Source organism: Streptomyces corynorhini (assembly GCF_003346515.1).
Classification (GTDB): domain Bacteria; phylum Actinomycetota; class Actinomycetes; order Streptomycetales; family Streptomycetaceae; genus Streptomyces; species Streptomyces corynorhini.
On record NZ_QQNA01000314.1, the window covers coordinates 1 to 6,703 of the forward strand.

Consider the following 6,703-nt stretch of genomic DNA (forward strand, 5'->3'; position numbering starts at 1 on the left):
GGCCGGCCGGCTGCTGCACGCCGCCGCGCTGCTGACCGCCGAACCGCCCGCCGCCGCGCCGCGCGCCCAGCGGCTGCTGACCGCCGCCCTGGCACGTACGTACGCGGAGTGGGATCCGCGCCACGTCGAGGACCCGTACGACCGGGCCCGCCAGATGCTGGCCCAGCGCTTCATCCGCGAGGCGTGGCGCGTCCACGTACGGCGGCTGAGCGGCCGGTCGGCCGCCGGGGTGCTCGGGGTGCTGGGCCCGCAGGAGCGTCTGGTGCTCGTACTGCGGCTGTACGAGGGGCTCTCCGCCGAACAGACCGCGGCCCTGATCGGTCTGCCGGAGGAGCGGGTGCGTGTCCTGTGCGCGCGGGCGGTGACGACGATGCGCGGGCGGGGGGCCGGCCGGGAGCGGGCGGCGGGACGGGCGGCGGCGCGGCCCGCCCCGTCGGCCTGCCCGTGAGCGGCGCGGGCCCCGCGGACCCCCCGGGGGGCTCCTCCCGCCGGGAGGACGAGGTGCGGCGCCTCCTGAACGGGGAGCGGCCCGAGGTGCCCGCCGGCCTCGTCTCCCGGGCCGCCGCGGGCGGCGCGCGGCGGCTGCGGCGGCGGCGCGCGGCGCACCGGCTCGGGTGGGCCGTCCTCGCCGTCGCCCTGCTGGTGTTCCTGGTCTGGGCGTGGACGGTGCGCCCCTGGTACATACCGCCCGCCGAGACGACGCCTCCACTGGAGGGGTGGTAGCGGGGAAAACGCCACGGGTACCGGCTCGGGTACGGGTACGGACGGCACCCGTACCCGTCCGTACCCCGTACCCGTCCGTACCCGTACCCGTACCCGTACCGGCCCGATGATCTAGCCCAGCGCCTGCTGCAGGTCCGCCATCAGGTCGTCGCCCGACTCGATGCCGACCGACAGCCGCACCAGGTCGCCGGGGACCTCCAGCGGCGAGCCCGCCGCCGAGGCGTGCGTCATCCGGCCGGGGTGCTCGATGAGGGACTCGACACCGCCGAGGGACTCGCCCAGCGTGAAGATCTCCGTACGGTCGCAGACCGCGACCGCCGCCTCCTCGCCGTCCGTGACGCGGAAGGAGATCATCCCGCCGAAAGCCTTCATCTGCTTGGCCGCGACCTCGTGGCCCGGGTGCTCGGGCAGGCCCGGGTAGAGGACCTGCGAGACCCGGGGGTGGCGGGTGAGCATCTCGGCGAGGCGCGTCGCGTTCTCGCTGTGCCGGTCCATCCGCACGGCCAGCGTCTTGATGCCGCGCAGCACCAGCCACGCGTCGAACGGCCCGGCGACGGCGCCCATCGCGTTCTGGTGGTAGGCCAGCTCCTCCGCCAGTTCGGCGTCGCCGGTGATCAGCGCGCCGCCGACGACGTCCGAGTGGCCGCCCATGTACTTCGTGGTGGAGTGCACGACGACATCGGCGCCCAGCGCCAGCGGCTGCTGGAGGTAGGGGCTGGCGAAGGTGTTGTCGACCACGAGCCGCACCCCGGCGGAGCGCGCGATCCCGGAGAGCGCGGCGATGTCCGTGATGCCGAGGAGCGGGTTGGACGGCGTCTCGACCCAGATGAGCTTCGTGCGCGGGGTGAGCGCGGCCCGTACCGCCGCCGGGTCGGAGGTGTCGGCGACCGAGAACTCCACGCCCCAGCGGGAGACGACCTTGGCGAAGAGACGGAACGTGCCGCCGTAGGCGTCGTTCGGGATCACTACGTGGTCGCCGGGGACCAGCAGCGTCCGCAGCAGGCAGTCCTCGGCGGCGAGCCCGGAGGCGAAGGCCAGTCCGCGCCGGCCGCCCTCCAGGGCCGCGAGGTTCTCCTCCAGAGCGGTACGGGTCGGGTTGGCGCTGCGGCTGTACTCGTATCCGCCGCGCAGGCCGCCTACGCCGTCCTGCTTGTAGGTGGACACCTGGTAGATCGGGGGGACGACCGCGCCGGTGAGCGGGTCCGCGGTGTTGCCCGCGTGGATGGCGAGAGTCTCGAAGTGGCGCTGCTCGCTGGAGTGCTGGTGGCTCATGGACAACGAGCGTAGTGCCCGGAAGGGGCCGCGCCGTGTCCGTACGTGCTTGCGCCCCCGAAGGAGACCGCTCCTCAGGGGCGCAAGGGCGGGGCGGCCGGAGTTCCGCGGCGTCCGGGACAATGGGACGCATGGAGATTCTCTGGTTCCTGATCGCGATGTGCATGCTGAGCGCGGTCATCGTCACGTTCGTGCGGCGTCGCGGTGGCGGCATCCGCCAGGTCGCGCCCGGATCGCCCGACGCCGCCGATCCGGCCGCCTACGGATTCGTGCGGCAGGAGGAGCTGGACATCCGGCTGCCGGGGCCGGATCAGGACCTCCTCGACGTACTCGACGTCGTCCAGCGCACCCAGGACTGGCGGGCCGCCGCGCAGCTGCTCGCCGGTACGGACAAGGAGAGCGAGGTGCGCTGGCAGCGCGTCCAGGCGTTCGCCGGGGCGGCCTCGCTGGAGCTGCGGCAACAGCCGGGCGTCGGGGGCGCGTGGCTGCGGGCGTGGCGGGCGGAGGCGCCGAAGGACCCGGGCGGGGCGGCGGTGCACGCGGAGTTCCTGGTGCAGCAGGCGTGGCGGTCGTCGGCCGCCGGGAGCGACGACTTCCGGATCATCCTGGAGGAGGCCCGTTCGGTCTGCGCGCAGGCCGGGCTGTTCGCGCCGGGCGACCCGGTGCCGTACATCACGGAGCTGGCGGTGGCGCGCGGACTCGGCTACTCGCACGAGCAGTTCGACCAGCTCTGGGCGAAGATCATCGACCGCGCGCCGGCGCACATGGGCGCGCATCTGGCGGCGCTGCACTTCTGGTGCGAGAAGTGGCACGGCTCGCGCAAGGAGGCGGACGAGTTCGCCACCACCGCCGCCGCGCGCGCCCCGCAGGGGTCGCTGCTCGCCGCGCTGCCGCTGTTCGCGGTGTACGAGCACCTGCCCGAGGTCAATCTCGTCCGCGGCCTCTACCAGAGCGCGGTGATCACGAAGGCGGTGGACGGCGCGCTCTACGCGGTCCACTCCGCCCGCCAGGACGACCCGATGCTCTCGCACGTACGGCATCTGCTGGTCCTCTTCCTCGTACGGTGCGAGCGCTGGTCGGACGCGATGAACCAGCTCGTACGGATCGACGGCCACGTCGGGGCGCTGCCCTGGACGCTGAACGGGGACCCGGCGGCGGAGTACGCGGTGTACCGGGCGCTGGCGGTGGCGGGATACGAGTCGAACGGCGGCAGCGCGGCGACGCTGCCGCACTGACCGGGGGCGGGGCGAGCGCGCGGCGCGGGCACGGCGGCGCGGCGCGGCGCGGGCGCGGCCCGTCGGCGGAATGTCGCGCGCCGCTCCCGCGTTGTACGGGCAGTCCCCACAGCCGAGGAGAGCCGACCATGTTCCTGTCCCGCCGCACCCCCGAGCTGCCCGCGCCCGAGCAGGCCCTGCGCGGCCGGGCGGAGCCCGAGTTCACGGTGGACGCCCGCCACACGGTGCTGGGCAACCCGCTGACCGGGCCGTACCCCCAGGGCCTTGAGGTCGCGGACTTCGGTCTGGGCTGTTTCTGGGGCGCGGAGCGCAAGTTCTGGCAGACGAAGGGCGTCTGGACGACCCTGGTCGGCTACCAGGGCGGCTCCACGCCGAACCCGACGTACGAGGAGGTCTGCTCGGGGCTGACGGGCCACACGGAAGCGGTCCGCGTGGTCTACGACCCCCAGGTCGTCTCGTACGCCGACCTCCTGAAGGTGTTCTGGGAGTCCCACAACCCGACCCAGGGCTTCCGCCAGGGCAACGACGTCGGCACCCAGTACCGCTCGGCCGTCTACCCGCACACTCCGGCCCACACCGAGGCGGCCACGGCCTCGCGCGAGGCGTACCAGCAGGTCCTGACGGCCGCCGGATACAAGACGATCACCACGGAGATCCTCCCGGCCGAGGGCCGCGTCTTCTACCCGGCCGAGCCCTACCACCAGCAGTACCTGGACAAGAACCCGGACGGCTACTGCGGCATCGGCGGCACGGGCGTCGACCTGACCGCCCCCTCCGCGACCAACTGGGGCCGCTCCTGCCCGACGGGCATCGCCCCGGCGCCGGAGCCGTCGGCGCAGGAGCCCTCGGCGCCGAGCGAGGGCTAAGGACTGAGCCCTCGCCCCACGGCGGTCCGGTGGCGTTCACCGGCGCGTCGGCCACACAACAACGTTATTTGGGACAGTGCGCCGTCGGTCGGCATGAACATCCTCGTCGCTCGGCATGATCCAGGCCATGACGGCTTCGGGGGCACGCAGGGCACGTGGCAGACGACTCGGCGGACTGGGCCAGTGGTGGGGTGTGCTGGTCTGCGCACTCCTCATCGCGGCGTGGATAAACCGGACCGCCGGACCGGCAGTGGTGATCACTCTGTCCGTCGCATCCCTCGTTTGGTGCCTCTTTCAGGCTCCAGTGACCTGTGGCGCTCCGCGGAGGGAGGGCGGGGACGGCTGCCGCAACAACGCCAAGGGCCTGCTTCTCGGCTGTCACATCCGCCAACATCGCTGGCAGAAGCTCAAGATGCTGATCCTGCGCCGCCAGGTGCGGGCATTCTGTTCGGGCCTCTTCTCTGACGGAAAGGCAACTGTCGTGACATTGGCCGGCCTGGGCAGCGTTGTGTCCGCGCTCGTGGCACTGATCCCCGGACTCGTCATCGGCGACTGACAGCCGAGGCCCGCGGCACCTCGCCCGCGCCCTTCAAGACCGGCTCGCCGTGCGGCCCCGCAGGGCCCACCCGTCCGAGGTCCGGCACCACACCCGGCACCACCCAGACGGCCCACCACCTTCCCGGGTCAGCCGAGCCCCGTACCGTCGAACCGCCCCGCCTTGACCCCGGCCAGCCAGGCGGCCATGCCCGTACGGGAGAAGAGCAGCGCGCCCGCGCCGGGGTCCTTGCTGTCACGGAACGCGACGCGGCCGTCGAGGAGGAGAGCGGTTTCGACGCAGTCGGTGCCGCCGCCGTTGCTCCCACCTGAGTAGCTGCTCTTACGCCAAGCCACCTGTGCCGGCGAATCCGTCTTCGGCATCGCGTCTGCCCCTGTCTCACTCATACGAGTCCATCGCTTCGGCGATGGCTTCCGCCGATTCGGCGCACGAGAGCGCCAGCTCCGTGAGAATGCCGAACCTCAGTGTCCACCAACGAACGCGGTCGCGATCCTCAACGTAGAGAATACCCGCCGGGCCCTCTGTGTAGCCGATGTCGGGGATGGGATCCGGCAAGGAAAGAACGGCGAACGGCCCTTCCAGTCCTGGGGTTCCACCGGCGCTCCAGGGCAGCACCTGGAGGTTCACGTGGGGTCGCTCCGCGACATCGAGCAGTTTGCGCAACTGCGCCCGCATGATGTCCGGGGTGCCGACGACCCGTTCCAGAACGGCCTGGTCGATGATGAAGTGTGCACGTGGCGGTGACTCCCTCTCCAACACGTGCTGTCGAATCATCCGAGCCGTGACCCGGCGTTCGAGTTCGTCGGGACCTGCCCCTCCAGGCCACACCGCGTTCATCACCGCGCGGGCGTAATCGGGCGTCTGCAACAGGCCATGAAGCAACTGCGGCTGGAAATCGTGGAGCGCCTCCAAACCGCCCTCGATGCTCAGCAGCGGCTTCACCGCCCCCGGCAGTTCGTCGCCGAAACTGACCCACCAGCCCTGTTCGGAAGAGGTCGCGGTCAACTGGATCAGGGAGAAGCGCAGTTCGCTGTCGGCGACGCCGTACGCGTCCAAGAGCTGGTCCACCTCGCGCGGCTTGACGCGGTGAACCCGTGTCTCGATCCGGGAGAGCTTCGCCGCCGACCAACGCCCCGCGCCCTCCTTGAGCTTGACGACCGCCTGGTCCTGCGTGAGTCCTGCCTGGTCACGCAAGCCCTTGAGAGTGTCGGCAAGTTGCCAGCCTCGTACGACCGATGACCCACCATGCTGACCCAGCGTCATGACCGCTCTCACTTCTCCATCTGTTCCGACTCCCGGACAGGTGACCCGTACGAGGGAAAAATGGAAGACCCACTTTTCACGCATCACCCAAACCATCATAGTGTCACGCAAGGAAGCAACACCATCACGCTCCGTAGGAGGACATGATGTCAGTCGAAGCAGCCGGATCCACCTCCCCCGCCCCGTTCGACCCGCCCCTCACTCACGCCGAATTCATTGCGCTCACCGAGGAGTTGGTCGCCGTCACCGCTCCCCGGCTTTTCGCCGTCGTGCAGTCGCACGAGCCCGAGGGCGCCGCTCCCGAGGAGTGTGACGCGCGGGTCGCGGCGTGGGGGATGGCGTTCGAGGAGGTGTCCGAGGTGGTCTCGGTGGACAGTGGGTGTCGGTTGAGTGTGCGCTCGCTGGAGCGAGTGGTGCGGATGTTCGGGGGCGGGGCGGACATCAGCGCTCGGGTGGTGTGGGTGTCCCCCGGGGCGTCCTCCGAGGCGTGTCCCAAGGCATCCTCCGGGCAGGACGGTGTAGCCGCCTGATCAGCGGCGCGCAGCTTCGGACACGTGAACTGGCGATCTGCTCAACGGCCGTCCGGAGCGAATCCATCGGCTCCGGCCGACTCCGGTCCCGGCCCAGGACCCGGCCCCCGGCATCGGCTCCGTGAACGTCAGCTCCGGTTCCGGCTGCCGCTCGTCCGTCAGCGCCGTGAACTCCGGCGTGGTGATCGACAGGCCCCATGCCGTCCGCTACGGAGCCCCCTCGACGGGGGCTCCGTAGCGGACGGCATGGGGCCTGTC

At 71.4% G+C, this 6,703-nt stretch carries 9 protein-coding genes; 6 read left to right on the top strand and 3 right to left on the bottom strand.

The features are described 5' to 3' along the window. Together DVH02_RS30420 and DVH02_RS30425 are read left to right on the top strand one after the other, a co-directional pair. On the top strand, positions 1-448 hold a 448-nt coding region (locus DVH02_RS30420), incomplete at its 5' end, for a sigma factor-like helix-turn-helix DNA-binding protein (RefSeq protein ID WP_114627073.1). 53 nt (positions 449-501) lie between these two features. Further along, positions 502-723 (top strand): hypothetical protein, encoded by a 222-nt coding sequence (locus DVH02_RS30425; protein WP_233518553.1) that lies wholly within the window; start codon positions 502-504, stop codon positions 721-723. A 111-nt stretch (positions 724-834) separates the two neighbouring features. Here DVH02_RS30425 and DVH02_RS30430 read toward each other — a convergent pair whose 3' ends face one another. Next, on the bottom strand, positions 835-1,995 hold the full coding sequence (locus DVH02_RS30430) for a cystathionine gamma-synthase (RefSeq protein ID WP_114627080.1): 1,161 nt from the start codon (positions 1,993-1,995) through the stop codon (positions 835-837). Positions 1,996-2,126: 131 nt separating this feature from the next. On the opposite strand from DVH02_RS30430, the gene DVH02_RS30435 reads away from it, so the two are divergent. The 3 genes from DVH02_RS30435 to DVH02_RS30445 all read left to right on the top strand — a co-directional run bounded on the left by DVH02_RS30435 (position 2,127) and on the right by DVH02_RS30445 (position 4,652). Continuing rightward, on the top strand, positions 2,127-3,230 hold the full coding sequence (locus DVH02_RS30435; protein WP_114627074.1) for a hypothetical protein: 1,104 nt from the start codon (positions 2,127-2,129) through the stop codon (positions 3,228-3,230). 128 nt (positions 3,231-3,358) lie between these two features. Next, on the top strand, positions 3,359-4,096 hold the full coding sequence (gene msrA / locus DVH02_RS30440) for a peptide-methionine (S)-S-oxide reductase MsrA (RefSeq protein WP_114627075.1): 738 nt from the start codon (positions 3,359-3,361) through the stop codon (positions 4,094-4,096). A gap of 115 nt (positions 4,097-4,211) precedes the next feature. Beyond that, positions 4,212-4,652 (top strand): hypothetical protein, encoded by a 441-nt coding sequence (locus tag DVH02_RS30445; protein WP_233518554.1) that lies wholly within the window; start codon positions 4,212-4,214, stop codon positions 4,650-4,652. A 128-nt stretch (positions 4,653-4,780) separates the two neighbouring features. Here DVH02_RS30445 and DVH02_RS30450 read toward each other — a convergent pair whose 3' ends face one another. Together DVH02_RS30450 and DVH02_RS30455 are read right to left on the bottom strand one after the other, a co-directional pair. Further along, positions 4,781-4,987, bottom strand: coding sequence for a DUF397 domain-containing protein (locus tag DVH02_RS30450; protein WP_325051415.1), 207 nt, complete (start codon positions 4,985-4,987; stop codon positions 4,781-4,783). 43 nt (positions 4,988-5,030) lie between these two features. Beyond that, the gene (locus DVH02_RS30455) at positions 5,031-5,915 is read right to left on the bottom strand and encodes a helix-turn-helix domain-containing protein (RefSeq protein ID WP_114627077.1); all 885 of its coding nucleotides are present in this window, start codon (positions 5,913-5,915) and stop codon (positions 5,031-5,033) included. 146 nt (positions 5,916-6,061) lie between these two features. Here DVH02_RS30455 and DVH02_RS30460 point away from each other — a divergent pair, with 146 nt between their 5' ends. After that, entirely contained in the window at positions 6,062-6,445 is a 384-nt protein-coding gene (locus tag DVH02_RS30460; RefSeq protein WP_147286165.1) for a hypothetical protein, read from the top strand. The last annotated feature ends 258 nt before the right edge of the window (positions 6,446-6,703 follow it).